The 23,351-nt window shown below is 41.1% G+C and carries 28 protein-coding genes; 10 read left to right on the top strand and 18 right to left on the bottom strand.

The features are described from left to right. Positions 1-27: 27 nt before the first annotated feature. The 5 genes from H6G28_RS03680 to H6G28_RS03660 form a co-directional block, all read right to left on the bottom strand. Complete coding sequence (locus tag H6G28_RS03680) at positions 28-363, bottom strand: XisI protein (protein WP_190590273.1); 336 nt, start codon at positions 361-363, stop codon at positions 28-30. Then, positions 351-767 carry a XisH family protein gene (locus tag H6G28_RS03675; protein WP_190590272.1) on the bottom strand — a complete coding sequence of 139 codons (417 nt, stop codon included), beginning with the start codon at positions 765-767 and terminating at the stop codon, positions 351-353. The genes H6G28_RS03680 and H6G28_RS03675 overlap by 13 nt, the downstream gene beginning before the upstream one ends. 110 nt (positions 768-877) lie before the next feature. Next, a complete protein-coding gene (locus tag H6G28_RS03670) occupies positions 878-1,861 on the bottom strand; it encodes an RNA polymerase sigma factor, RpoD/SigA family (protein ID WP_190590271.1) in 984 nt (327 codons plus the stop codon). Between the two features lie 674 nt (positions 1,862-2,535). Continuing rightward, entirely contained in the window at positions 2,536-4,272 is a 1,737-nt protein-coding gene (locus H6G28_RS03665) for a helicase HerA domain-containing protein (protein WP_190669039.1), read from the bottom strand. Positions 4,273-4,381: 109 nt separating this feature from the next. Further along, positions 4,382-5,173: a glutathione S-transferase family protein gene (locus H6G28_RS03660; protein ID WP_190590269.1), complete on the bottom strand. Its 792-nt coding sequence runs from the start codon at positions 5,171-5,173 to the stop codon at positions 4,382-4,384. A 426-nt stretch (positions 5,174-5,599) separates the two neighbouring features. Here H6G28_RS03660 and H6G28_RS03655 point away from each other — a divergent pair, with 426 nt between their 5' ends. Beyond that, the gene (locus H6G28_RS03655) at positions 5,600-6,415 is read left to right on the top strand and encodes a fasciclin domain-containing protein (protein ID WP_190669037.1); all 816 of its coding nucleotides are present in this window, start codon (positions 5,600-5,602) and stop codon (positions 6,413-6,415) included. A 194-nt stretch (positions 6,416-6,609) separates the two neighbouring features. On the opposite strand, the gene H6G28_RS03650 is transcribed toward H6G28_RS03655, so the two are convergent. After that, complete coding sequence (locus tag H6G28_RS03650) at positions 6,610-6,861, bottom strand: hypothetical protein (RefSeq protein ID WP_313933925.1); 252 nt, start codon at positions 6,859-6,861, stop codon at positions 6,610-6,612. A 103-nt stretch (positions 6,862-6,964) separates the two neighbouring features. Continuing rightward, a complete protein-coding gene (bchI, locus tag H6G28_RS03645) occupies positions 6,965-8,089 on the bottom strand; it encodes a magnesium chelatase ATPase subunit I (RefSeq protein ID WP_190590266.1) in 1,125 nt (374 codons plus the stop codon). A 377-nt stretch (positions 8,090-8,466) separates the two neighbouring features. Between bchI and H6G28_RS03640 the strand changes: the two genes are divergently transcribed. The 3 genes from H6G28_RS03640 (at position 8,467) to H6G28_RS03635 (ending at position 9,570) form a co-directional block, all read left to right on the top strand. Further along, positions 8,467-8,682 carry a hypothetical protein gene (locus H6G28_RS03640; protein WP_190590265.1) on the top strand — a complete coding sequence of 72 codons (216 nt, stop codon included), beginning with the start codon at positions 8,467-8,469 and terminating at the stop codon, positions 8,680-8,682. A gap of 223 nt (positions 8,683-8,905) precedes the next feature. Continuing rightward, entirely contained in the window at positions 8,906-9,091 is a 186-nt protein-coding gene (locus H6G28_RS36550) for a hypothetical protein (RefSeq protein ID WP_190590264.1), read from the top strand. 167 nt (positions 9,092-9,258) lie between these two features. Beyond that, positions 9,259-9,570, top strand: a complete 312-nt coding sequence (locus tag H6G28_RS03635) for a DUF6679 family protein (RefSeq protein WP_190590263.1) — start codon at positions 9,259-9,261, stop codon at positions 9,568-9,570. A gap of 50 nt (positions 9,571-9,620) precedes the next feature. On the opposite strand, the gene H6G28_RS03630 is transcribed toward H6G28_RS03635, so the two are convergent. Then, a complete protein-coding gene (locus H6G28_RS03630) occupies positions 9,621-11,291 on the bottom strand; it encodes an MBL fold metallo-hydrolase (protein WP_190590262.1) in 1,671 nt (556 codons plus the stop codon). A 260-nt stretch (positions 11,292-11,551) separates the two neighbouring features. Further along, positions 11,552-11,674, bottom strand: coding sequence for a DUF8629 family protein (locus H6G28_RS37925; RefSeq protein ID WP_524538604.1), 123 nt, complete (start codon positions 11,672-11,674; stop codon positions 11,552-11,554). A gap of 418 nt (positions 11,675-12,092) precedes the next feature. On the opposite strand from H6G28_RS37925, the gene H6G28_RS03625 reads away from it, so the two are divergent. Beyond that, positions 12,093-12,683 (top strand): ParA family protein, encoded by a 591-nt coding sequence (locus tag H6G28_RS03625; protein ID WP_190590261.1) that lies wholly within the window; start codon positions 12,093-12,095, stop codon positions 12,681-12,683. Between the two features lie 5 nt (positions 12,684-12,688). Continuing rightward, on the top strand, positions 12,689-12,952 hold the full coding sequence (locus tag H6G28_RS03620; protein WP_190669035.1) for a CopG family transcriptional regulator: 264 nt from the start codon (positions 12,689-12,691) through the stop codon (positions 12,950-12,952). Between the two features lie 89 nt (positions 12,953-13,041). Here H6G28_RS03620 and H6G28_RS37270 read toward each other — a convergent pair whose 3' ends face one another. Together H6G28_RS37270 and H6G28_RS03615 are read right to left on the bottom strand one after the other, a co-directional pair. Next, positions 13,042-13,164, bottom strand: coding sequence for a hypothetical protein (locus H6G28_RS37270; protein ID WP_277877372.1), 123 nt, complete (start codon positions 13,162-13,164; stop codon positions 13,042-13,044). A gap of 131 nt (positions 13,165-13,295) precedes the next feature. Continuing rightward, entirely contained in the window at positions 13,296-13,454 is a 159-nt protein-coding gene (locus H6G28_RS03615) for a TMEM175 family protein (protein WP_190669033.1), read from the bottom strand. Between the two features lie 217 nt (positions 13,455-13,671). On the opposite strand from H6G28_RS03615, the gene H6G28_RS03610 reads away from it, so the two are divergent. Further along, positions 13,672-14,073 (top strand): sugar ABC transporter permease, encoded by a 402-nt coding sequence (locus H6G28_RS03610; RefSeq protein ID WP_190590257.1) that lies wholly within the window; start codon positions 13,672-13,674, stop codon positions 14,071-14,073. Further along, positions 14,066-15,979 carry a caspase, EACC1-associated type gene (locus H6G28_RS03605; RefSeq protein ID WP_190669031.1) on the top strand — a complete coding sequence of 638 codons (1,914 nt, stop codon included), beginning with the start codon at positions 14,066-14,068 and terminating at the stop codon, positions 15,977-15,979. Before H6G28_RS03610 ends, H6G28_RS03605 begins: the two co-directional genes overlap by 8 nt. A gap of 190 nt (positions 15,980-16,169) precedes the next feature. Here H6G28_RS03605 and H6G28_RS03600 read toward each other — a convergent pair whose 3' ends face one another. Beyond that, complete coding sequence (locus H6G28_RS03600) at positions 16,170-16,454, bottom strand: type II toxin-antitoxin system RelE/ParE family toxin (protein ID WP_190669028.1); 285 nt, start codon at positions 16,452-16,454, stop codon at positions 16,170-16,172. Then, entirely contained in the window at positions 16,454-16,720 is a 267-nt protein-coding gene (locus H6G28_RS03595) for a type II toxin-antitoxin system ParD family antitoxin (RefSeq protein WP_190669026.1), read from the bottom strand. The genes H6G28_RS03600 and H6G28_RS03595 overlap by 1 nt, the downstream gene beginning before the upstream one ends. 197 nt (positions 16,721-16,917) lie before the next feature. Between H6G28_RS03595 and H6G28_RS03590 the strand changes: the two genes are divergently transcribed. Beyond that, the gene (locus H6G28_RS03590; RefSeq protein WP_190669024.1) at positions 16,918-17,121 is read left to right on the top strand and encodes a hypothetical protein; all 204 of its coding nucleotides are present in this window, start codon (positions 16,918-16,920) and stop codon (positions 17,119-17,121) included. Here the strand turns inward: H6G28_RS03590 and H6G28_RS03585 are convergent. From H6G28_RS03585 to H6G28_RS03575, 4 genes are all read right to left on the bottom strand, one after another. Further along, the gene (locus H6G28_RS03585) at positions 17,083-17,661 is read right to left on the bottom strand and encodes a Uma2 family endonuclease (RefSeq protein ID WP_190669022.1); all 579 of its coding nucleotides are present in this window, start codon (positions 17,659-17,661) and stop codon (positions 17,083-17,085) included. The genes H6G28_RS03590 and H6G28_RS03585 overlap by 39 nt on opposite strands. A 30-nt stretch (positions 17,662-17,691) precedes the next feature. Continuing rightward, positions 17,692-17,850 (bottom strand): hypothetical protein, encoded by a 159-nt coding sequence (locus H6G28_RS36545; protein WP_190590251.1) that lies wholly within the window; start codon positions 17,848-17,850, stop codon positions 17,692-17,694. A 305-nt stretch (positions 17,851-18,155) separates the two neighbouring features. Further along, a complete protein-coding gene (locus tag H6G28_RS03580) occupies positions 18,156-18,389 on the bottom strand; it encodes a hypothetical protein (RefSeq protein ID WP_242049171.1) in 234 nt (77 codons plus the stop codon). 194 nt (positions 18,390-18,583) lie between these two features. Further along, positions 18,584-19,222 (bottom strand): Uma2 family endonuclease, encoded by a 639-nt coding sequence (locus tag H6G28_RS03575; protein WP_190669018.1) that lies wholly within the window; start codon positions 19,220-19,222, stop codon positions 18,584-18,586. A gap of 54 nt (positions 19,223-19,276) precedes the next feature. Between H6G28_RS03575 and H6G28_RS03570 the strand changes: the two genes are divergently transcribed. After that, complete coding sequence (locus H6G28_RS03570; RefSeq protein WP_190669016.1) at positions 19,277-19,855, top strand: Uma2 family endonuclease; 579 nt, start codon at positions 19,277-19,279, stop codon at positions 19,853-19,855. 4 nt (positions 19,856-19,859) lie between these two features. Here H6G28_RS03570 and H6G28_RS03565 read toward each other — a convergent pair whose 3' ends face one another. Beyond that, positions 19,860-23,246: a PAS domain-containing sensor histidine kinase gene (locus H6G28_RS03565; protein WP_242054443.1), complete on the bottom strand. Its 3,387-nt coding sequence runs from the start codon at positions 23,244-23,246 to the stop codon at positions 19,860-19,862. Positions 23,247-23,351 lie beyond the last annotated feature (105 nt).

Raw genomic sequence — 23,351 nt, 5'->3', positions numbered from 1 at the left:
GTATTACGTGTAAACTTAATGCTCAATTTAACCAACGCCAAAACCTGTATACTGCCTCACTAATGGTTCATGAAATGCTAATACAATATCTTCTTTCGGCACTCCTAAATTAACTAATTCATTAGCAATGCCAATCTCAGTACCGTCATGCTGTATCCAAATTTTGTCATTCTTGATATCAATATGTAACACACAGCCATGCTGCCGTCGTCTATTTTTCCACCCAACATACATCAATTGATAGTGGTTGCGAACGGTATCAAAAATTAATTGCTGTTCGATTTCATCTTTGGCTGAATCTAGATTGGCATATTCTGTTATGGCTTGTTGAACATATTTCTGATATTGCTCTAGCTTTTCCATTCTACAATTACCTCCTGAATTGGATCATAAATTATTAATTTAAGTTGATAACGTTGAATAACCGTTTTGATAAACTGTAACTGAAAAAAAGCTTGATAAACTCCTAATGGTACAGCCAAATATAAAATTCTATCTGGCTCTTTTTGTTCTAACGCAAGATGATAATTAAGGAATTGACCAATCGCTAAATGAAAATCATACATATTTGATGCGCCGATAAAACTTTTAATTTCAACTGCTATTTTTTCTCCTGCTCTTTCAGCAGCTAAAACTTGTTCTGCCCCCAAGTCAATATACATTTCAACATCACCGACTTCAATTTTGAGAGGGTCATTCGTAATTATCCATTCTTCTTTTTCTAACCCTTTCTTAACCGCGTCATGAAAAATGTCTTTAGCAGCCATTAACTTAAAATATAGTGATTTTATCCAAATAATAATCCAAATATCGCACTCTATTTTGACACAAAAAATCGCCCCCTGAATTCAGGAGGCGCATCACCGTTATTTAATTATTAACTAGCAACGTATTCTTTGACGTTGGCGCGACGGCGGCGCAGATGAGCTAAGGCTTGATGTTCGAGTTGACGAACACGTTCGCGGCTAAGATTTAAGCGTTCACCAACTTTCGCCAAGGATAGTTCGTTACCATCCTCTAAACCAAAGCGTAGGGCTACAACTTCCCGTTGTTGGGGTGTGAGTTCAGCTAACAAGGTGTTGAGGTCTTGGCGCAAAAATTCTTGGGTGGTGTAATATTCTGGGGATGGCCCATCATCTTCCAACATTTCTTGCAGTTCAGTGTCTTGGTTATCACCGACACGCACATCTAAAGAAACTGGTTGACGTGCCATATTCAGATATTCCCGAATTTGGGCTGGTTCTAATTCCAGTTCTTTGGCGATTTCGGCGGGTGTAGGAGAACGCCCCAAGGTTTGGGCTAGTTCGCGCTGCACTTTTTTGATTTTGTTCAGTTTTTCGGTAATGTGAATCGGTAAGCGAATGGTGCGCCCTTGTTGAGCGATCGCACGGGTAATTGCTTGGCGAATCCACCAGTAAGCGTAGGTTGAGAATTTATATCCCCGCATCGGGTCAAATTTCTCTACTCCTCTTTCTAACCCAAGTGTTCCTTCTTGGATTAAATCGAGAAATTCCATGTTACGCTTTTGGTATTTCTTGGCGATCGCGACAACTAAGCGCAAGTTCGCCTCAATCATTTTTTGCTTGGCGCGTTTACCTTGAGCTACCGTTTGTTTGACTTCGGTTTCTGATTGTTTAACATGGTTCGCCCATTCTGGTAAACTCGGTTCGCGGTGCAATTTCTTCGCCAAAGCTTCTTTTGCTTCGACTAGTGTCATCATTTGTTGCACCTGCTTCCCAAAGACAATTTCTTGCTCACGGGTTAGCAGTGGTACACGACCAATTTCCCGCAGATAGGTTCGCACCATATCAGCCGTGAATTTGGTGTTCAGGTTTTCAGTTTGGGTGTTAACAGTAGGCATTGGTGCGTTGTCCTCTACTCCGTAAACACAATGAATCTTTAATAACTAGAAAAATTAATTAGGAAAGGCTATCTATAAAAACCGAAATCAGGTGGTTTCTAGGGATGGCTGATTTAGAAATTTGTTCCCTCTGCTCCTCTACTTGCGGTCGCCGAGCGAAGTCGAGGTGCTGCTCCCTCGTTCTGGCTTCCATAACTGATGAACGGCTATATAAGAATAATTCAGTTCACATACTTGAGATTCCAGAAGATGAGTGTTTGAGATAGGTTCCCCCTACCCTCCCTAAATTGTTAGGTCTTTTTAAAAGCACATTGGGTTGTTTTCAAGAATTCTTCTTTATCTTCAGTTGCGCTCGGCTACTGGTAAATCCGAAGTCGGTATGAGTTTTACTTGCTTTTATCTTAGGACAAATCAGGCGGATAGTAAAGTAGTCTACAGAAGGAGAAAACTATAATCCAAAAGTAGTTAATTACAAAAAAAATTTAAACTTCCTTAGAGTGCTTACTATACCTATAGTGACGGCAAAATCCCCTCTCATGTTGCCTATCGTTAGGGAGAAAACCGAACTCTCTGGGCATATTTTTGGAGGGATGTTACGAATTGGTCAATGGTCATTAGTCATTTGTCATTGGTTCACAATCATCTTGAACAAAGGACGAAAGACAAAGGACAATTTAAAATCCCAAATCAGCTTTAGCTAGTTCTGCTGCGGCGAATACTTCTGCGTCTGGCTTTTCTTCCCAAGCCGGATCGCCGATTTCGGCATAGAAAGTAGCATCGTAAGGACGAGTACGCACAACTACTGGCATGGGAACGGCATGACCTAAAATCAAGGCTTGTTGTTTTGAGTCTAATTTCGCCAGTACCGATCGCAGTCCACCTGCGCCAGATACACCCGTAAAAATGGCATCGATGTCTTTTTCGTCGTTGAGTAAGGCTGTGATTCGAGTACCAATCTGGGACATAACTTCATTATCTATCCCTGACGGTCGTTGATCAACTACTAGCAACGTTACGAAATATTTTCGCAGTTCCCGCGCGATCGTGCCGAAGATGGTACTTTGGACAATTGCCGGGTCAAGAAAACGATGCGCTTCTTCAATGGTAATCATCAAAGGTGTGGGGCGATCGTTGGGGTTTTTGCTTTGCAAGAATTTATCAGCTTTGCGGACATAATGCTCATGTATACGTCTGGTGATCATATTTGTCACCAACATATAAGAGAGCATGTTTGACTGGGAACCAAATTCTACCACGACATTCTTGCCAGCCTCTAAAGATTGTAAGATTTTATTAATGTAGTTGTGGGGGCAAACTGCCCGCATATACTTCAAACCGTCTAGGCGCAAGAGTTTGCGTTGCAAGGCCATAATCGAGCCTTTGTGTCCCCGCTTTTCTTCGCAGAACATTTCGATTTCTTCGTTCGTCATGTTCAGCAGTTGCACAATCCAAGCTTTGTTGAATTCGCTGTAGAGAATATTGGCATTGTCTAACGCGGCTTCTGACAGTCCTAAATCACGACTACATAATTTAATATCTTCAACTTCGATTTGTTCATAACTAAGATATAGTTCCTGAGAATCGCGCACACCCCGCCGCTTAGTTGATTCAGGATCAAGGGTGTAAACTTCCACTTTCCCCGGAAATAATTGCTTTAAACCTTTAACAGTATTGACATTTTTACCTTCGGCGACGGCTTCCCAACCGTATTCTGAGTGCATATCAAAAATCAAGTTTACCGCCGCGTTTTTGCGAATCACCCCAGCCAACAGCAAGCGGGTGAGAAAGGATTTACCTGTACCGGACTTACCAAAAACGCCGTTACTGCGTTCAACAAACCGATTTAAATCAATGCACACAGGTACATCCATATCTAATGGTTTACCAATGGCAAAATTCTTTCTTTGGATGTCATCTTCCCAACCAAAGACGCGGCGAAAATCTTCTTCACTCGCGTCGAAAACCTGACTAAAGTGACTGGGAATAGTTTTGACTGGAAGTAATTCCATCGTTGTACTAGTTTGGGGTTGAAATGAAGCCAAACCCGTAGTTGATGGGACAAAAGGATTTGCAGATTTGCCGTTAGTGGAAGAAAAAGACTCATTAGATTCGGGGGTAAACATCAACATCGGCGCTAAGGCGATGGTTCCATAAGTACCGCTTCCGGCTAAGACATCTCGTAAAAAAGTATCTTCCCAACTGGGCGGATTAGCAATAATCCGGGCGTTAGCTGTGCCGAGGGATACATCTGTCAGCATACAGAAAAACCGCGATCGCATCCCTTGGACAACTAAAAACTTACCCACCCGCATATCTTCTACAGAAATATCCGGGTGTAGTCTTACTTCTAATCCACCAGTTAGTGAGCCTTGGATTACCGAACCTAATGGTTTTACCAATTTGTCATTCATCAGTTATCAGTTATCAGTTATCAGTTATCGGTTATCAGTCAACAGTTATCAGTTATCGGTTACATACACTTGATAACTGTTCACTGTTTGCTGTTAACTGATTTCAGCACTAGTCTATTTGAATCGAAGTTGGTGCTGAACCTGCGGGAGAAGCGCCGATTAATGGCTTACGAAATTGAGCATACAGGCGATCGCGCCATTCAAAGAATAATTGATAATCGGGGTTATTTGCTATGGTTGGCACGCCTTGACCTCTTAAACTAGCTGGTAAATCTAGATAAGCACCTTCGGGGAACTTCAATAATATTGATAACCCAGCCACGGCTAAGTCAGCTAAAGTTGGTTCATCTCCTGTGAGATAAGGACTATCTGTCAATAATAAAGTTAGTGCTTCTAGGTCTTGTTTTAAATCAGCGATCGCCCCTTTCACTACATCTGGGCTATATCCTACACCCAAACCCAAGACAGTCAAAATATCACTGGGTACGCCTTCAACTAAACTACGGAATATGTCTGGTGTGGATGTGGGTAATAAGGATTTGCGAAAATTTTGATCCTGACTAATCGCAGCAAAAAGAGCTTTTCTACCTTTAATCCCGATTGATTCATCTGCCCATTCTTCAATTAATAAGGTTAAAGCTTTTTGCTTGGGATTTTGTGGTATGAGTGGGCGTTCTGGATATTTTGCGTCTACATACTTAGCTATTTCTGTAGAATCAACAATATATCGATTACCATCCTTTAATACTGGCACTTGCCTTTGACCAGTGAGGCGAAATAATTCTATCTGTCCAATACCGGGTGTGACTTCAATTTTCCGGTATTCTAAACCTTTGTAATCGAGAATTAGCCGCACTTTTTCTGAGTATTGTGACAGTTCCCATTGGTATAATTCCAGCATATTATATCCCTGATTACTGAGTGAGAAAATAACTCTCTAATTTTATCTTCACTTCTCGAAAATTTGGCAAGTTAAAATAAAATCTATCCCGGAAATATGGCTATAAGTGGTAATTTTGGCTAATAGATTTTGAGGTAATTTTAAATTGTCTTGGTCAATATTTTTCGGAGCGAGCTATTTTGCTAAATTAGATAAGTTATTCTGTATCAGTTCCCCGACTGCTTATAGAAATGAAATATCTATAATTGTTCCTAAATGATTTGCAAATTTGCCACTTTTGCTATTAATATATTTATTTGCTCACAGTTTAATAGTACAAAAAATAAAATTTATCTTAAAAATCTTCCTTTTCAAGTTAGATTTTTTGGGTGGCAAAGTGATATAAGTCTTTATGTAAACTGTGTGAAATCAAAACAAACAAAATTTATGAAGGGGAATTACAGCAAGTTATTGACGAATATAGCAAGTATGGCAGGATTAGCAGGGATGAGTTTCCTTGTTACTTTACCATCACAAGCTAAAGAAGTGCTAAACCCCAGCCCCAGCATTTTTAGCGAAGCTCCTTACAATCGCAGTCAACGGATACAGGCAAATGCTAGTTATACACCAGTTCAGCCTGCGATCGCTACAGATAAAAACAACACTCGTCCCAAAACTGTAGTTGCTCAAACACCTACAAACAGAGGGCTAAATCCCCGTCCTAGCATTTTTGATGAGCCTCCTTATAACCGTGGTAGTCGGACTGAAGCAGCCCCCGTCACACCACCAGCAGAAACACCTGCAACAGAAACACCAGCGCCATCTTCCACCAATGAAACCAGCGATTCTAATAAAACAGTTGTAGCATTGGCGGAATCGAGCAGTTCTTTTAAAACCCTGACCGCAGCTTTAAAAGCGGCTGGATTGATAGATACTCTGCAAGGTGCAGGGCCTTTCACCATTTTTGCTCCTACTGATGAAGCCTTTGCCAAATTGCCCAAGGAGGCTTTAAACGACTTGTTGAAGCCGGAAAATAAAGAAGTGCTGGTGAAAATCTTGACTTACCATGTTGTAGCGGGCAAGGTATTGTCTTCTGATTTAAAATCTGGTCAAGTTACCAGTCTGCAAGGAGATCCCATTGCAGTGAAAGTTGATGAAAATGGGGTAGTAGTCAATGATGGCAAAGTTACTCAGCCAGATATTCAAGGCAGCAACGGTGTAATTCATGTCATCGACACTGTGATTTTACCACCTAGCTTGTAGTTTCCAGGGCGTTAAGACTGGGTGTAAGGGTATAAGGGTGTGGGGTGTAGAAAGTACACTTTTCCACCTCACACCTTATACATTGTTTTCTGTCCATTCTGGCGCGATCGCGGGTTAAAAGCTTTGTGGTATCTAAATTTGATTATTTACAATGTCCTAAACAACTTGGCTACTGCTATAACTTAGGTAAAAAATTAGAGAAAATCTAAAAAACAGTAGAGGCTGATTAACAGTAATAATAAAGCGGTGAAGCGAGAAACTTGGGCTTCTGGTGAGGGTGCGATCGCTTCTCGGACTAACATAGATATAGCTGCTCCAATGGCATAACTCAGGCATAGGAGCATATAAGGTAATTCTTGGGTAAACCCCCAAATACCGAGCAGTAATAACGTCAGCACTAGCATGACAAACTCGATAAATCGGGCTGGTTCGTATTGACTAGACAAAAATACACTGTTGAAGCAAAAGCGCCAAAATCTCATACTCAATCAAGCAAATAAATTTCAGGGCGCGGTGCTACACGCCCCTACTGTTTATTTTCGGGGAAAACTAGCGCACACCCGTTTTAATTTGTCCTGTGCCGTTTTTCTTTGCAGAATCTTCTTCTGGCAACTCTACGCCAAAAACGCGAGCAAAAACTTTTTCGACTTTGTAGCCAGAATCAATCGATTCTAGAGGATCTTTCCGCAACCTGTGACGCAGACACAAAGTAATCACCCGGCGGATATCATCAAGGGTGACTTCTGTACGTCCTTCAAAGGCGGTTAATGCTTTGGCTGCACGGTTGGTAACAATATCACCCCGCAAACCATCCACATCTAACTCTGAACAAACTTCCGAAATTTTCACCCGCAAATCATAGTCAATTTTGACTTCTGGTAAGAGCGTTTGAGCATTGACTACTTTTTGTTGCAGTGCTTCTTGCTCAGTTTTGTGCTGTGCCAAAAATGCTGGCGGGTTTTGGTCAAATTCCGAGCGTTGTTCGACAATTTGCACCCGCAAGGCTGGTTCTTTCACCGTGTGAATTTCGGCGTGCATTCCAAAACGGTCGAGTAACTGGGGACGTAATTCGCCTTCTTCCGGGTTTCCCGAACCGACAAGCACAAACCGCGCTGGGTGACGGATGGAAATACCTTCCCGTTCTACGGTGTTCCAGCCACTAGCCGCCGAGTCGAGTAACACGTCTACGAGGTGGTCATCAAGCAAGTTGACCTCATCCACGTAGAGAATACCGCGATTCGCTTTTGCCAATAGTCCTGGTTCAAAAGCTTTCACACCCTCAGACAAAGCTTTCTCGATGTCGATAGTACCGCATACCCGGTCTTCTGTAGCGCCCAAAGGCAGGTCAATCATTTGTACCTTTCTATGGTCTACAGGAACTTCCCCACCTTGTGCTACTGTTTGGCGGACTTCATCGCTCATCAAGTCGGGGTCGCTGGGGTGACTATTGAAGGGGTCATTAGCAACTACAGGGATTTCTGGCAACAAATCCGCTAATGCCCGGATAGTAGTTGTCTTGCCGGTACCGCGATCGCCCATAATCATGACACCACCGATTTTGGGATCAATCACGTTCAACAGCAGCGCCAGTTTCATTTCTTCCTGGCCCACAATTGCCGTAAATGGAAATACCACGCGACGCGCACTTGCCGTGGATTGAGCAGTTGGAGTCACTAAATTACCTTAATAACTTTTTTTATTACAGTTCTTTATTGTGCCACAGTTGGGGGCGGGGAGAATAGGGAATCGGGAGTGATAGACAATCCTTGTACGTAAGTTGTACGTAAGTCTTCTTAAGTAAATATCGGTATTTTTTCAACTACGTAATAATATTTAAATTATTCTCAAAGCGCGAAGTCAATGATTTTGTCAGTTGGGGTTTGTACTGATAGTTTTATTATCGGAAATTACTGTGATCACAACAAAATGTGACTTAAATCACAGTTTTTGTGTAACTAAAATCACAAGCATCTACGGTGTGATATCAATCAATCTGAACGCGAAATATTCCACACTAGATATATTAAGTTGCTGATGATGCCCTAATTACAATGATTCGCGCACTCGTGGAATCTGCTTTTCAAACTGGATATCTTAGTGTTGAATCGGAGGGTCTGCTCCATCAAGTCCTAGCGACTAAATGCTATCAGTCTGAAGACTTGTTAGTGTTGGCAGACCTATATGATGCGGTTCAAGCAGGTAAAATCAAGCGAGAAGGTTCTTCAGCGCGACTGATAGAATTTCTTACCCAGTACAAATCCAATTAAAACGAGGGGTTTGAGGAATAATGTAGGTAAGCAAAACCCTTACACCTCTCTACCCAGACACCCTAACACCCCATTTCATAGTATGGAATTTCCCCGGTAACAACCTAAAAATTTAAAACTCATTAAGATGTTGTTGTTGAAAACCATGAAGGCAAGCAAAATAATGAGTTAAGATCAAATACACAGGGGTAAAAGTACAGCAGATTCCCCAGACTTCCTAGTAATGCCCATGACTACAAGTAGGCAACTTAAACAACCGCAATCACCGCTTGTTTTGGAGTATTTATTATTACATAATGATAGGAAAGACTCACCAGCAGCTATTAAACTGGTTAGGACAAATCCCGGATTGTGTGACTTCTCTGAAGTAGACATTCTCTCTTACAACCCTGAAGGAGATTGTGTTTAACGGGTGCAGTAGCTACTGGTTTATGACCTAAAATTTACCTAGATGGTCATTAAAGGCACTACATTCTTAACCGTGACACTCACTTTTTCTAGGGATGTAAACTCTTGGGGTAACACCCAAATTTTTTCAGGTTTAACGTACGTTGTTTAAAAAGGCAGAAGCAGTACATGCTACACCGCAAGATTTATCAACTGTGTTGCGATGGGCGGGAGGTATGTGTTTTCTTGCGGGACCAGCAACGCTGGATCGAACGAGCCCGCATCATCGACATAGAGGGAGATTTGGTGACGCTACGCTATGAAACGGATGAGGAAGACGAAGTTTGTTCTTGGGAAGAAATGGTTCGCCTCGAAAGTATTGGCGCTGTCACTCAAAAGTTAGCTTCCGTACCAAGGGGTAATGTCGAACCTCTCTTAACTGAAGATTGTCCTGAAGCTGAACGCATCCGTAATCGTTTTACCGACTCCAACCCTGATTAACCAAAAGCACAGTCCTAAGTCCTGGGTGAAAGAGATTAATTTCTCTTGACTCAGGACTCGGTTGTTGATGGGCGTTCAAAAGCGGGACAGTAACCTTCCAGGGTGACTTTAAAGTTATATAAGGGTGAGACAGGGTTCCAACAACGCTGTCCCCTTTGATGTCGGCAAGTACCACAGCAATCAATATCTGATAAAGTATAGCGATCGCCACTTTGATTTAGTAATTCTCTTTGGGATAATCCACGTAAGACAATTTCTTCTCCTTGCCAACGCGCTTCAATTAAGCCTGTATCGGCAAACTCCCGCCAACGCGGGTCTTCGGTAATCGCTTCGGGTAAAGTAATGGTGATGACTGTGGCTAATTCTGTCAGTTCACCTTCGTAGTTCGTTTCAGGTGCGGCTGGTTGAACAAATGTTTCCCCAATTGGTAGTTCTACTAAGGTGTTAGCTGCTGGTGAGTGGACGTGATAGCGGTTTTGCAATTCCTCTAAGCTTGTGAGATCAGCTAAGTAAGCTGCTGAACCATGAACGAATAAGACATGCTGGGGGCGCAAGTTGTGAATTAACTGAGTTGTACCAGGGCCATCACTATGTTGAGCCAGCAAGTAACTTTCCGCAGTGGTAGAAGTTAAGTTTTGTTTGTTAATTTTTATATCAATTTTTTCTGGTACCAGAATCAGCCAAGGGCCTGTATTGGGTTGACAATATTCACTTAAATCAGTATTGGAGTCTGTAAGCACAATACAGGGTGACTTCCCCACAACAGCGCGTTGTTCTGGTTGCAAGCGCCGGACTCGCGGACGTACCCGTTCATCCCAAAATAAGGGTTGATGGCGGGCAAAGTTCTGCACAGAGGGAGGAAGATAAGGTAAGAGTTCTAAATAAGCATCGCAACCTTGAGCTACAGTACCATCTACCCAAATGTCTAAATCTCGCCCAGTGAAGTGATGATGACTCCGCAGTAGCATTAATAGTTCTTGTCCTAAACCTAATGCGGGTGTGGGGAGAAGTACAGTGTGAGAGTCTGCTATGGCGCGATTAATTCTTTCCGCTAGTTGGTTTTCTTGGTTGCGGCGGTGGGGATGACGTGATGTCCCGTAAGTACCTTCAATGATTAACACATTCACATCTAATCCCCGCAGTTCTTCTAAGCGCAAACCTTCAACTAAGCGGGAATTGGAGAGGAAAAAGTCACCTGTGTAGAGTACTTTATAAGCGCGATGTTCGGTGGTGTAGGTGAGTAAAATTGCTACAGCCCCCGGTAAGTGTCCGGCGGGAAATAACTCTACGACTAAACCTTCTTGCAATTCTACGGGCGATCGCAACGGCAGCGCATGACACAATTGGGGAGTATCTTTGAGGTTTTGTTCTGGCCAGTTTAATGGCAATAATTTTGTAGTGACTTCACTGGCATATATGGGTAAAAGCGGGAAAGCTTTATGTAATGCCAACACACCTCTAGCATGATCTGGGTGAGCATGACTGATCAATACAACATCTGCGGGTAAGGGTGAACTTCCTCGCCGTGGTGACTTGGTTAACCCCTTTTGCAGTGACGCAATATCCTCCATTCCACAATCTAGCAGAATGCGATGCGGCCCCATTTTGACCAGTAAACATACACCCTCATCATTATGCTGGACACTATAAGGAAAACAGTTTAATTCAACATTTGTTTCCTCAGTATCAAAGCGAGAGGATGCCGACAGATTATCCCTCATGCTTTCCCCCCTCCAACCTAATCACCTTTGACCCATCGCAAAAGCTTGAGTTTTGGAGATTTTGCTTTTGTGACACAGGGCTAAGTTTTGGACTGCGCCCATATACCCTGAAATTAAGGATTTTTGATTGGAGAGAACGCCTTTGACAAACCTAGATTGGTTTGCAAAAGTTAGGCATGATTTACCTTGAAAAAGTTCTGAGTGCTGAGTAACAAGATTACTCATCAGTCTCCGGTTTCTTTTTCGTTTATGACTGCTAGTTAATGTGCAGAGCCATTGCCATGATAGTTCTCTGAATCATAAAATCCATTTTTCGTACCAAAAAATAGGCACGCAACACTAAACACTACTGTTAATCCAGCCAGGATTAGTTTGACATCCATTGTCTACTACCCTCTATAAAAGACTTTCCTATCTTAATAGAATGATTCTACAGACAAGCAGAATCACTAGAAAATCTTTACTATGCTGGGGTTGATGGTGCAGTAAGTAGATTTACTCTTATGAGACAAATTCTAAAACGTTTCGGTACACCTGTCCATCTATTAACCTGAGCAGATTTTATTACTGCAAAAGTACTTTTGTACTATTTTAACATATAACAACCACTGGTAATTATAAATACTTTTATCTCTCACTTTACTTATATAATTTTGATGTCTAATAGTTTATGTACTTTTGGTTAGTATATTAATATTTTATATACAAATATCTTATCTACTAAGCATCTAAATGTTTAGACATTTTGCTATTCAGATGTTTAAATGTTTGAATTGTGTAAAATCTTGGCAGGTAAATAAAATGATCATCACCGTAGCCGCATTTAAAGGAGGGGTAGGTAAATCAACAACAGCGTTGCATTTAGCTACATACTTGCAAAACAAAGCTGACACACTATTGGTAGATGGAGATTTAAACCGTAGTGCTTTAGATTGGTCTAACCGGGGTTGTTTACCGTTTAAAGTTGCAGATGAAGCGCAAGCAGTGAGTTTGGCTAAACTTTATGAACATATAGTAATAGATACCCCAGCCAAACCGGATGCAGATGAATTAAAAACCCTAGCGAAAGGTTGTGATTTATTAGTTATACCAACAACTCCCGATGCGATCGCACTAGCCGCAACATTACAAATGGTAGAGTCATTGCAAAAACTCAAAACCAACTACCGAATTTTGCTCACCTTGATTCCACCATTACCGAATAAAGCAGGCGAAGAAGCGAGAACAACCTTATTGAGTGCTGGTTTACCTATATTTCAAGCAGGAATCCGGCGACTGGCTGTATTTCAACGTGCAGCTTTAGAAGGAGTTCCTGTAAATGCTGTTAAAGATCCTTACGCCCAAATTGCTTGGCGGTGTTACGCTGAAGCCGGAAAAGAAATATTGAAATAATTAAAATGAATAACAAGAAAAAGACTAGTCGGTTTGATGATTTAATTGATGCTGCCCGTAGTCGTCAACTCAGAGATAAATTGCCAACTGTTGACGATAAACCAACATCTCCTACTAAAAGCACAGACCCAGATTATACCCGTACAACTATTTATTTGCCTAAACAATTACACCGCCAACTCAAAGCCGCCGCAGTCTCTCAAGAACGGCAAATGAGTGATATTGTGACGGAATTAATTGAACAATGGCTGTTAACTCAATCTGGTTAACTGGCGAAAAATGAAGGGTTTGTGTAAGAGGTTGTTTGAAAAGTGATTGGCTGTGATTAAAATCACATTTTTACCCCACCTTGGAAAGGTTACGGTGTACACACAAGTCGAAAATTTGCTGTATGAAACCGCATCCCGCCTTGAACTAAAGTTCCAGGCTCATAGCCAAAGTCCACAAAGCGTGGACTATAAGACATTTTTAGGTGAGTCATCTGAAGATGACTTTTGCTATGAGACTCGGAATTCATTCCGAGGCGGGATGGATGCACTCAACCCAGATTTGTGTGTACACCGTAGCCTTTACAAGGGGAGGGTTAGGGTGGGGTAAAGAAATATTTGTACATCAGTCATGACTTTTAAAACATCCTCTAAGAAATATTGGAATTAGTGGACGGAGTGCGCCTATTTCCGCCCCATGACGCACTTTTAATTCCAGTACCATAATAGTGATGATGATTGCGATTACACCATCGCTAAATGCTTCTAATCGCCCTTTTCCCATCGGTTTATCAGGTTTTGCTATGCTTCTGTAAATTACCTTGTTGGTAAGCTGACAGCAAGTATTTGACGAAAAAGTTTAGAGTTGCGGAAGTTGAATTTTTTGTGTCTCACGCAGAGACACGGAGGCGCAGAGAGGAATGACCGCAAATTTACTCAAATCGCTCAAATAACCGATACAATCGTTTAAATAGATTCTAAATTATATTTAAGCGGTTTATATGGTAACTACATCTAATGTGCAGGTAACTGTTTCCCTGACAGAGTTGGGTTTGGATGATGAAGAATTGCAAGCCCAAGTACAAAATTTGCTTCCCCAGTTGCGCGAGGTGGATGGGGTAGAGGATGCAGATTTAGTTGCGGTGACGGATGTCCCAGAAGGTTCTAAGGCTTTGGGTGGTTTTTTGTTGGGGTTTTTGAATGCAGAGGTTAACCCCAAAAACTTGAAAGCTTTATTTGGGTTTTTGGGCGATCGCTTTGGCAACAAACCAATTAAAATTTTGGTGAAAGCGCCTGACGGTAGAGAAATCAACATCGAAGCCAGCAGCCGCGAAGAATTTGACTTTGCTTACCAAAAAGCCCAGGAATTTCTCAACAACTCGTCAAACAGCAACAATGGCTAAGGTAGCACTGCTAATTGGGATTAGTGAATATCAAGAACCAACATTAGCACCGCTACCCAAGGCTGTGGAAGATGTGGAGGCGATGCGGCGTGTGTTAGAGAACCCGGAAATGGGTGATTTTGATAGTGTCACCGTGCTGAAAAATCCCCAACGTCAGGAGTTGGAAAGGGAAATTTATAACTTGTATGCTAATCGTCAAAAAGATGATTTAGTACTTTTGTATTTTTCTGGTCATGGGGTGACGGTTGAAAATGGTGATTTTTACTTCTCGACTTGCGAAACTCAAAAAAATCAAAATAAACTGCTGCCATTCACAGCCGTAGCTGCCACAAGTGTACACAAATTGATGAATGAGAGTAAATCTAAGCGCAGGGTAGTAATTTTAGATTGCTGCTTTAGTGGTGCTTTTGCCAAAGGTTTGACAGCTAAAGATAGCGGTACAATTGACCTACAACAGCAATTAGGCGGTGAAGGGACAGCAATTCTCACGGCTTCCACTTCTACACAATATGCCTTTGCATCTGATGATTTAGACTTGTCAATTTACACTCAATATTTAGTAGAAGGCATAGAAAAAGGTGCAGCCGATAAAGATGGCGATGGTTTAATTGCGGTGGATGAGTTGCATGACTACACCAAAACCAAAGTCCAAGAAGCATCACCCGCGATGACACCGGAGTTTTATCCTTTTAAGGATGGTTTTCGGATTTTTCTGGCGAAGTCACCCAAGGATGATCCTAAGTTGAAGTATCGTAAGGAAGTTGAACGCCGCATTTATCGCGGTAAGTTTTCTATTCCTGCTCGTCGCTTGTTAAACTCATTACGTCTCCAGTTACAGCTTGATGCTGATGTGGTTGATGCAATTGAAGCGGAAGTTAAAAAACCATATCTGGAATATCAACGCAAATTAGAAGAATATGCAGCAACGCTGGTTGAAACAGTTGAAATTGAACCAACCCTAAGTGAAAGAACGCTCAACGATTTAAGAGATTATCAGCAACATTTAGGTTTGCGAGATGAAGATGTCGCACCGATAAAAAAACGCATTATTGGACAAAACCAGTTTGAATTTGAAATAGTAAAGGTGGACGCTAAAGGACAAATCATCAACCGCAGCCAGGGACGCGCCGAGTATTTTGCTGAAGATTTGGGTAATGGCGTAATTCTAGATATGGTTGCAATTCCTGGTGGTACATTCCTCATGGGTTCGCCAGAGAGTGAGGAAGGACGAAGTGACTCTGAAAGTCCACAGCATAACGTCGCTGTTCCACCCTTTTTTATGGGGAAATTTCCCGTTACACAAGCTCAATGGCAAGCCGTTGCGGCTCTTGATAAGGTAAATATTGATTTAGATTCCGACCCATCCCTTTTTAAGGGTGCTAATCGTCCTGTAGAGTGTGTTTCTTGGGATGATGCGGTGGAGTTTTGCGTTCGATTGTCGAAAAAGACTGGTAAGATATATCGCTTACCCAGTGAGGCGGAATGGGAATATGCTTGTCGTGCGGGAACAACTACGCCGTTTTACTTTGGCGAAACGATTACGACAGATTTAGCAAATTACAACGGAAATCACACTTATGATTCTGCTCCCAAGGGTGAATTTCGAGAGCAGACAACAGAAGTAGGGAAATTTCCGGCAAACCCCTTTGGTTTATACGATATGTGTGGTAATGTATGGGAATGGTGTCAGGATGAGTGGCACAACAATTATAATAATGCACCTACTGATGGCAGTGCTTGGTTAACTAAAGCATCAGGCAGTAGAATATGCTTGCGGGGCGGTTCCTGGTACAACGATCCTAAGTACTGCCGTTTTGCGTCCCGTAACTACAACTTTAGGGCAGAGCGCAACATCTACGGCACTATTGGTTTTCGTGTTGTCTGCGGTGTTGGGAGGACTTTATAGTACGATCGCAATCTCCTGTAGGTTGGGTGAAACGAAACCAAACCCAACAAATGATATCAAAAAAGCCCCATTCCTCAACTACAACAATTGAAATTCACACAGTTGGGTTACGGCGTAATCTCGGTTTACTGTGTTGCTATCAATATCTTTGTGCGCCTCCACCCAACCTACATTTACTAGCCGCGACTTCTTAAAATATAGATTCTAAATCCCGATAACCACTAACTACCCGCACAATTACCACGCTATCTTCAAAAACTTGATAAAAGATAATGTAACCATCTAGAGGTATTCCTCTCAGCCTTGGGTCAAATTTGGCGTAACTTCGCCCGATATTGGGGAATTGCACTATATTTTGGCATTTTCTATTAAATTCTCGAATAAATTTCTCGCCAGCGTTGACATTGCGAACTAGAAAATAATCTAAAATTTCCTCTAAATCTTGGCTTGCTTCCTTGGCAATAAAGTATTCCATTATCCTTGAGTCTCACGGGCTATGCGTAATTTCTCTTCTAGTCGCGCCATTACCACTTGACTATCTAAAATATCTCCATTTTCGATAGAAGCAAGTCCAGCAGCTAGTTTTTGCTGAGTTTCTTCTTCCCATTCCTGATAACCCTGTTCCCATTCTTCTAGTAGTTTTAAGGCTTTAACAATCACATCTTCAGCGTTTTCATATCTACCTGTAGCAATTCGGTTTTGGATAAATTGCTCATATTCTGCTTTGAGTTGAATGTTCATAATTTTTAGCAGTTAATTCAGGTGTTATCTAGCCACATTCTACCCAAGCTACCATTTTAGGAGGTGCGATCGCACATTATTCACGTTTTGCACCTAGCCCCAGCAAATGGAAGTCGGGTATCTAAGCCTTGACGCGATAATATACTAAATGTGGAATCGCTCTCATAATTTTTCACTGATGCAGGAGAGACAAGCTGATGAATCATTCTGAATGGAGAGTGAAGGTTTTAGAAGAAGTTCAGCAAATTCCAGATGCTGAGTTAGCACAACTGTATGAATTAATTCATGGTTTCCGGCTTAGTTCAGCAACCAAAACTAACAATGCTGCTGCAATCATGAAGTTTGCAGGTTGTTGGAACAATTTACCAACTTTGCAAAACTTGAGCCGCCGTCAATTTTAAATCAGGAAATACTGGTGATGCGATCGCATTATCCCCTACATATACTTGCTCTTCATAAAAACCCTCTACCCATTCCAATACTGTGACTTTTTGAGCAATAGGATCAACAATCCAATACTCAGGAATACCCCGCGCTCCATATTCAGAACGCTTGTAGCGATAATCACGACTGCTTTGGTTAGGACTGACTACTTCAACTACCAATAATGGTGGTGGCATTTCTGGCATAATTGTAGAGCGTTTCGCGCCCTCCATTGCCATTGCTAACTCTTCAGAAAACACCATTAAGTCAGGAACACGCACCCGCGAACCCGTGGTGACAATTTCCGTTTTCATTGATAGCCGATAAGCCGGAATACCGAGTTGTACAAAGCAGACAAGCAGAAACATCGCAATTCGGCGATTAATTTCACTCTCGGCTGTCATCAGCAGCAAGTTTCCATCTTCAAACTCATATATTGCATCTGTGCCATCGTCATAGTTAAAGAACTCCTCAATTGTCATCTTTGCAGATGCAGCTTTATCTAATGCGATCGCCATATCATTTTACTTATCATCAGCTTGAATCTATTATGGCAATTTCCGTCTCAGAGCGATCGCCTGAATGATTGCAGATTTAGAAAATTGCTGAAATAGATCACGTCGTGTGCAACTTTCTCTTAAACCTAACCCCCAACCCCTTCCCTGCGTTCGCGCAGCGTGTCGCAGACAGGGAAGGGGAGCAATCATCAAAGCCTCTCTCCGCTTCGGGGCTACTGTGTACACACAAGTCAAAAATTTTCATGTTCAACCACATCCCGCCTAAAACTAAAGTTCCAGGCTCATAGCCAAAGTCCACTCAAGTGGACTAAAAGACATTTTTAGTTGAGTCATCTTCAGATGACTTTCGCCATGAGACTCGGAATTCATTCCGAGGCGGGACAGATGCACTACACGAAATTTATGTGTACACCGTAGCCGCTTCGGGGAGAGGTTTGGAGAGGGGTCTAAAAATGCTTTTTTAAAGACGTTGCATTGCAACGTCTTTATGGTGATTAAATCATGATTTGCCGGATTAAAATACTCATCACTTCACCTGAGTTACCGGTTGGTAGCAGTGGACTCCAATCTCCGACACTGGCGTAACCAATTACTTGCAAATGGTGAATTGTACTGATCACAGCCTTAGCAGAACCCCTCAAAATATGCTTGATTGGTTCTCGCTGGGGAACTGGCTGTTGGGTGGCTTCGTGGTTGGGTGACTGCTCTAACTTTGATAATTGTGCCATCATTGTATTTGTACTCCATTACGGGGTTTACATAAAGGCGATCGCCCTCCGGCCAAAGATGCGTGCGATCGCCTTTATTATTTTCATAATAAGGTATAATTTTATACTTGTCAACTATAAATACAAAAATTCTTGTTAAGAATTATCCAGATTTTAGAGATTATAGATAGTAGGAAATAATCAGGCGATCGCCTTTATAATTGTTCTCTTATCCAAGCACGAAAAGCTTTCATTGTTGTATTTCTACCTTCAGTTTTACTCCGTTGTAAATATTCGGGTATCACTTGAGCGATGGGTAAATTAGGAAAAGCCAAGCTTTGATTAGTTGTTACATATTTACCATTAATCAAGACATTAATTTCTAATTTTTTACCTCTCCATCGCCACAATTCCGGGACTCCTAACACTTCATAATTGTTAAACCGAGTCCGCGATGTAATATCAATTTCAACAGCTAAATCTGGCGGTGGATCAATTGTTAAATCAATTCTGTCCTTACCTCTAACAGCCGCTTCATTTTGAATGTAGAAGCAATCGTCTGGTTCTACTCCAGCATCCATCTTTTCTTCGTCAAAAGTTGTAGAACCCAAACTCCAAAATTCAATGTCGAGTTCTTCTAATAAAGCTTTGACAAAATCCCCAATCATAACTTTAGCTACCTCATGTTCTGGTAACGGAGCCATAATTTCCAACACCCCTTGACTGTAAGATATGCGAGAACTGCGATTTTCGCCTAATTCTGCCAAAATATGTTTATAAGTTGACCAAGATATATTTTTAATCAACAACTGATGACCAGCAGGTACAATTAGTTGGTTGAGTTCTAGTAACATCACTTTCCTCGCTGTTTAAATTAACCTAACCAGTACCAACTCTAGGATATAACAATGACAGCCATTACATTCAACCTCAACGCCATTGTTAAACTCACTGACGAACAGTTTTATCAACTGTGTCGAGAAAACCCCGATGTCAAATTTGAGCGTAATAATAAAGGAGAGTTAACTGTTATGCCACCCACAGGCGGAGAAACAGGAAAAAGCAATTTTGAAATTGCTGTGGAATTTGGTATATGGAATCGTCAGACAAAATTAGGTGTATGTTTTGATTCTTCCACCTGTTTTAAGCTTCCCAATGGTGCAAATCGTTCTCCTGATGTTGCTTGGATAAAACAAGACAGATGGGATGCACTAACACCAAAGGAAAAAGCAAAATTTCCCCCCATAGCACCAGATTTCGTTTTAGAGTTGATGTCTCCTAGCGACGACTTGGCAGAAACCCAAGCCAAAATGCGAGAGTATATGGATAATCAAGTGAAACTTGGTTGGTTAATTAATCCTCCAGCCAAGCAAGTTGAAATTTATCATCAAGGTAAACCAGTAGAAATTTTGGATGCACCTACACAATTATCCGGGGAAGATATATTACCAGGATTTATTTTAGATTTAGCAATAATTTGGGATTAATTCATTACTTACGATTGTGGGGTTGGGTGATGGGAATTTCAATCACAAATTCTGCACCTTGTTTTGGTGTTGAGTTGCAATATAATTTGCCACCATGTCTATCTACCACAATTTGGTAACTAATTGATAAACCTAACCCTGTGCCTTTACCTACATCTTTAGTTGTAAAGAAAGGGTCAAAAAGTTTTGCAATTACAGGTTGAGTAATTCCCAAACCATTATCTGATATACGGATAGCTATTCTGTTTATATTTACTACTTCAGTCCGAATCCAAATTTGTCCTTGTTCACCCACAAAAGCCTCATCTAAAGCATCAATGGCATTACTTAAGATGTTCATAAATACCTGATTGAGTTGACCAGGATAACACTCAACAAGAGGTAATTTACTATATTCTTTAGTAACGATGATTTCTGGGTGATTTGGTTTACATTTGAGCCGATTATGGAGAATCATTAAAGTACTTTCTATACCTTCGTGAATATCTACTTGCTTAAATTCAGCTTCATCCAAACGGGAGAAATTACGCAGTGATAAGACAATTTCGCGGATGCGTTGAGTACCGACTTGCATTGACTGAAGTAGTTTCACTAAATCTGTTTTGAGAAATTCCAAATCAATATGGGAGATTTCTGCTTGAATTTCTGCTGGCGGCTCAGGAAAATGTTGTTGATAAAGTTCTACTAAGCGTAATAAATCTTGGGTATATTCGCTGGCTGGAATTAGATTAGCGTGAATAAAGTTGACTGGGTTATTAATTTCATGGGCTACACCTGCAACCATATTACCCAAAGAAGACATTTTTTCGCTTTGGATAAGTTGAGATTGCGTGCGTTGCAGTTCTAATAAAGTGGTTTCTAAATTTTGGGCTTGTTGTTGTAATTGAAGGAATACTTGTTTGCTTTCAGTAATGTCAGTTGATACACCTAATACTTGTTTAACTTTGCCATCAGCATTGCGAGTAAATGGAGTTTCTCTTGTGTAGAACCAAGACCATTCACCATTTTGTCTTTTTATCCGAAACTCAACCTCAAAAATATCCCCATCCTTAGCATTAACTATTTGTTGATGATTTTGGATGACTATCGCTAAGTCATCAGGATGAACAACAGTAGGAACTAGGCTATCTCCCATTTCTTGAATAGTTTCGATAGAGTAACCAAGCACAATAGCAATTTCTTTATTAGCATAGACATTGCGTTGTTCTTCTAAATCGAAAATGAATAGTAAATGAGGTGAAGAATCAGCAATGCGTTGAATAAAATGTTGACTAGCTTGCAGTTCTGCTTCTGCTTTTTTGCGGGCTGTAATATTTAAAGTTGAGCCAACAATCCGATAAATTATCCCTTCACTATTCTTTAAGGGATTTAAAGTAGTCAACCACCAAGTTTCTAGACCATCAAAAGTTAAACATTCTTCATATTCAATTCTATCACCAATATTTACACAGCTTTGATAACGCTGAGTTATAACTGCACCTTCAACTTCACCATGTAACTCTTTGGGAGTTTTACCAACTATCTTGTCATGATTAATGCCAACCATTTTTTCTGCTGCTGTATTACATCCAGCAAATCGAAATTCTCCATTTTCTAAAACATCGACAACAAAGATGAAGTGGGGAAACCCATCATAAATGGTGCGTAAAAATTGTTCTTGTTGTTGTAATTGAGCTTCTGCTTGTTTGCGATCGCGGATATCACGGGTAATCGTTGCCATGCACACAGGTTCACCAGTATCATGGTTTTTGATGACAAATATGCTGTAATCAACCAAAATTGGTTCTTGGTTTTGAAAATGTCGGAAACGATATTCACCTTGCCATCTACCACTTTCCATCACCGTAGGAATAATCCGTTGTCGTAAATCTTCTCTATCTTCCAGACAAAAGAATTCATTAGCGTTAAAGTCTTTACTAATTTCTTGATTGTCCAATCCCACCAGCTTTCGTCCGGCTTCGTTCAAAAAAAGTAGTTTTCTGTCTAGAGAAGCTAAACCAATGAAGTCATCGCTATTTTCAATCAAAGAAACAAACAATTGACGTTCTTTCTCAGCTTGCTTACGTTCTGTAATATCAGTAATAGTGACAACTAGTTGAATTATTTGCGATTCACTATCAAAAAGAGGTGTAACATTTAACAACCACCAAATTTCTTGTTCATTGATTACAAAAGATTCTTCAAAAAATATTGTCTTGCGAGATTGGACACATTTTCTGTAGTACTGACGATAATAATCTGCCATCTCAGGACTTAGCCCTTCTGCCATTGTTTTTCCGAGCAAAGGTTCCAGAGATATCGAACTAAGGTTAAGAATGGCAGGATTCAATTTAACGTAGCGAAACTCCGTACCGTTATCTAAAACATCTAAAACGCAGATACCATAATCTACACCTTCCCAGATGCTTTGCAGAAACTGGGCTTGTTCTTTGAATTGTTGTTCGGTTTGTTGAGCTTCGGTAATATCAGCCAAGTAACCATACCAAATAATCGCTCCGTCTGCTTGCAATTCTGGTCGAGATGAAGCACGAACCCATTTCTGTTGACCAAAAATATGACCAGCCCGCCATTTATGGTGAAATTTTTGCAGAGTTTGGGCAGATTGCATAATTGCAGCTTGCAACCCAGCCAAATCATCAGGATGGACATCTGCAAATCCCAAGGTTGCATCTTTTTCAAGTTGTTCTGGTTCTACCCCCACAATTTCACGACATCCCGAAGACACAAAGGGGAAAGATATACTACCATCAGCATCAAGCCGAAATTCATACAACATCCCCGGTATACTATCAGCCAGCTTTTGGAATCTAGCTTCACTTTGACGTAAAGCGGCGGTACGTTCATCGACTTGTGCTTCTAATTCTTCATTGAGTTGTTTGAGGGCGGCTTCTGCTTGTTTGCGTTCTGTAATATCCAAAAGGACACCACAGAAAATAATCTCGTTTTCGTCATGGTGTATGGGTGTTGATTCGCCTTGAAACCAGCGAATTTCCCCATTGGGTTTCACCAAACGCCCTTCGTAGTGCCAAGGGATAGAATTGTCTACGGCTGTTGTTGCTGAAGCGATAAAACTATCAAAATCTTCTGGATAGACACAGGCAAAAAAGCTATTAATATCCTCCATCACTGTGGCGGTTGTGATACCTGCAAGCTGCCAAATAAAATCGCTCACATAGTCTACTTTCCAAACACCATTACAGTTCGTGAATTGAAAAATTGCCCCAGATAGGTTATCTGCAATATTTTTGAAGCACCTGTCGCTATTTTCTAAGGCAATTTCTGGATGTAAGTTGGTTTGCTGATACTGGACAACTAGCTGACGCAACTCCTTGAGTTCTTTTTGCAAGGAGTCGTAAGTATTTTTATCTACAGTTATCAGATTACCAGCCATAGTTTTGTTACTTGCCTGTTAGGGAACTGAATTGCACTTAACTTATATGTTTCCCAATCTCAGTCAAACAAGAACAAGATCCCCGATTTCTTGAAGAAGTCGGGG

The organism is Nostoc sp. FACHB-190 (genome assembly GCF_014696905.1).
In the GTDB taxonomy this organism is placed as follows: domain Bacteria; phylum Cyanobacteriota; class Cyanobacteriia; order Cyanobacteriales; family Nostocaceae; genus Nostoc_B.
The sequence above is the reverse complement of the archived record's forward strand: the minus strand, read 5'-3'. Positions and strand labels throughout refer to the sequence as shown.

Bases quoted from the DNA above. Each gene is read 5' to 3' on its own strand.
- H6G28_RS03575 (WP_190669018.1), bottom strand. From the start codon at position 19,222: ATGTTACTAGAACTCAACCAACTAATTGTACCTGCTGGTCATCAGTTG.
- H6G28_RS03675 (WP_190590272.1), bottom strand. From the start codon at position 767: ATGGCTGCTAAAGACATTTTTCATGACGCGGTTAAGAAAGGGTTAGAA.
- H6G28_RS03585 (WP_190669022.1), bottom strand. From the start codon at position 17,661: ATGGCGATCGCATTAGATAAAGCTGCATCTGCAAAGATGACAATTGAG.
- H6G28_RS03620 (WP_190669035.1), top strand. From the start codon at position 12,689: ATGAATAACAAGAAAAAGACTAGTCGGTTTGATGATTTAATTGATGCT.
- H6G28_RS03635 (WP_190590263.1), top strand. From the start codon at position 9,259: ATGCTACACCGCAAGATTTATCAACTGTGTTGCGATGGGCGGGAGGTA.
- H6G28_RS03595 (WP_190669026.1), bottom strand. From the start codon at position 16,720: ATGAACATTCAACTCAAAGCAGAATATGAGCAATTTATCCAAAACCGA.
- H6G28_RS37270 (WP_277877372.1), bottom strand. From the start codon at position 13,164: ATGACTCACCTAAAAATGTCTTATAGTCCACGCTTTGTGGACTTTGGC.
- H6G28_RS36545 (WP_190590251.1), bottom strand. From the start codon at position 17,850: ATGATTGCTCCCCTTCCCTGTCTGCGACACGCTGCGCGAACGCAGGGA.
- H6G28_RS03625 (WP_190590261.1), top strand. From the start codon at position 12,093: ATGATCATCACCGTAGCCGCATTTAAAGGAGGGGTAGGTAAATCAACA.
- H6G28_RS36550 (WP_190590264.1), top strand. From the start codon at position 8,906: ATGCCCATGACTACAAGTAGGCAACTTAAACAACCGCAATCACCGCTT.
- H6G28_RS03610 (WP_190590257.1), top strand. From the start codon at position 13,672: ATGGTAACTACATCTAATGTGCAGGTAACTGTTTCCCTGACAGAGTTG.
- H6G28_RS03590 (WP_190669024.1), top strand. From the start codon at position 16,918: ATGAATCATTCTGAATGGAGAGTGAAGGTTTTAGAAGAAGTTCAGCAA.
- H6G28_RS03565 (WP_242054443.1), bottom strand. From the start codon at position 23,246: ATGGCTGGTAATCTGATAACTGTAGATAAAAATACTTACGACTCCTTG.
- H6G28_RS03670 (WP_190590271.1), bottom strand. From the start codon at position 1,861: ATGCCTACTGTTAACACCCAAACTGAAAACCTGAACACCAAATTCACG.
- H6G28_RS03655 (WP_190669037.1), top strand. From the start codon at position 5,600: ATGAAGGGGAATTACAGCAAGTTATTGACGAATATAGCAAGTATGGCA.
- H6G28_RS03580 (WP_242049171.1), bottom strand. From the start codon at position 18,389: ATGGCACAATTATCAAAGTTAGAGCAGTCACCCAACCACGAAGCCACC.
- H6G28_RS03630 (WP_190590262.1), bottom strand. From the start codon at position 11,291: ATGAGGGATAATCTGTCGGCATCCTCTCGCTTTGATACTGAGGAAACA.
- H6G28_RS03570 (WP_190669016.1), top strand. From the start codon at position 19,277: ATGACAGCCATTACATTCAACCTCAACGCCATTGTTAAACTCACTGAC.
- H6G28_RS03660 (WP_190590269.1), bottom strand. From the start codon at position 5,173: ATGCTGGAATTATACCAATGGGAACTGTCACAATACTCAGAAAAAGTG.
- H6G28_RS03665 (WP_190669039.1), bottom strand. From the start codon at position 4,272: ATGAATGACAAATTGGTAAAACCATTAGGTTCGGTAATCCAAGGCTCA.
- H6G28_RS03680 (WP_190590273.1), bottom strand. From the start codon at position 363: ATGGAAAAGCTAGAGCAATATCAGAAATATGTTCAACAAGCCATAACA.
- H6G28_RS03615 (WP_190669033.1), bottom strand. From the start codon at position 13,454: ATGGGAAAAGGGCGATTAGAAGCATTTAGCGATGGTGTAATCGCAATC.
- H6G28_RS03600 (WP_190669028.1), bottom strand. From the start codon at position 16,454: ATGGAATACTTTATTGCCAAGGAAGCAAGCCAAGATTTAGAGGAAATT.
- H6G28_RS03640 (WP_190590265.1), top strand. From the start codon at position 8,467: ATGATTCGCGCACTCGTGGAATCTGCTTTTCAAACTGGATATCTTAGT.
- H6G28_RS37925 (WP_524538604.1), bottom strand. From the start codon at position 11,674: ATGGATGTCAAACTAATCCTGGCTGGATTAACAGTAGTGTTTAGTGTT.
- H6G28_RS03605 (WP_190669031.1), top strand. From the start codon at position 14,066: ATGGCTAAGGTAGCACTGCTAATTGGGATTAGTGAATATCAAGAACCA.